Genomic DNA, 1,338 nt, shown 5'->3' with positions numbered 1-1,338 from the left:
CCTACACCCTGGCCATCAGCGCCAGCGACGCCGCAGGGGCGCTCGACCCGCTGGGCTACAGCATCGACTGGGGCGATGGCACGTCGGTGCAGACGCTGACCGCGGCGCAGCTGGCCGCGCTGGGCGGCAATGTCACCCACGTCTTCGCGGACGACGCCGACGGGCCATCCAACAGCACGGCGCGCACCATCAGCGTGACGGCCAACGATGGCGAAGGCGGCGCCACCACGCGCACGCAGACGGTCAACGTCAACAACGTCGCGCCGGTGGCCGTGGTCGGCGGCGCGGCCGCCGTCAACGAAGGGGCCAGCTACGCGCTGACCGTAAGCGCCATCACCGAGCCCGGCGCGGACACGCGCACCGGCTACAGCATCGACTGGGGCGACGGCACGGTGCAGAACCTTACGCCGGCGCAATGGGCCGCAGCCGCCGGCAGCTTCAACCATGTCTATGCCGACGGCGGCAACGGCGGCACGGCCCGCAGCATCACCGTCAGCGCCACCGACGAGGACGGAACCTTCGTGCTCGGCACGCGGGCCTTGACCGTCAACAACGTAGCTCCGCTGCTCGCCGTCAGCAGCCCCGGCACGACCAACGAAGGCGCGACCTACACGCTGACCATCAGCGCCAGCGACGCCGCCACCACCAACGACCCGCTGGGCTACAGCATCGACTGGGGCGACGGCTCTGCGCTGCAGACCCTGACGGCCGCACAGCTGGCCGCGCTGGGTGGCAACGTCACCCACGTGTTCGCCGACGACCAGGACGACCCGGTCAACAGCACCGCCCGCACCATCAGCGTCACCGCCAACGACGGCGACGGCGGCTTGACGACCCGCACGCAGGTGGTCACCGTCAACAACGTGGCACCCGTGGCCACGGTCGGCGGCGCGGCCAGCGTCAACGAAGGTGCGAGCTATACGCTGACCGTCGGCGCCATCACCGAGCCCGGTGTGGACGCGCGCACCGGCTACAGCATCGACTGGGGCGACGGCGTGGTGCAGGCCTTCACGCCCGCGCAATGGGCCGCAGCCGCTGGCAGCTTCAACCACGTGTATGCCGATGGCGGCAACGGCGGCACGTCCCGCAGCATCACCGTCAGCGCCACCGACGAGGACGGCACCTTCGTGCTGGGCAGCCGGACCGTGACGGTCAACAACCTCGCGCCCAACCTGGCGATCAGCGGCGCGGGCGCGACCAACGAAGGCGCGACCTACACCCTGGCCATCACCGCCAGCGATGCGGCCACGACCAACGACCCGCTGAGCTACAGCATCGACTGGGGCGACGGCACGGCGCTGCAGACGCTGACGGCGGCGCAGCTGGCCGCGCTGGGCG

The 1,338-nt window shown here is 71.2% G+C and carries 1 protein-coding gene; it reads left to right on the top strand.

Translation table 11 applies throughout. The features are described from left to right. The coding region (locus VO99_RS31090; protein ID WP_046116151.1) for a hypothetical protein at positions 1-1,338 on the top strand (1,338 nt) is incomplete at both ends.

Origin of the sequence: Aquincola tertiaricarbonis (assembly GCF_000969605.1) — a bacterium.
In the GTDB taxonomy this organism is placed as follows: domain Bacteria; phylum Pseudomonadota; class Gammaproteobacteria; order Burkholderiales; family Burkholderiaceae_C; genus Aquincola; species Aquincola tertiaricarbonis.
This window is presented reverse-complemented; position numbering and strand designations above follow the sequence as displayed.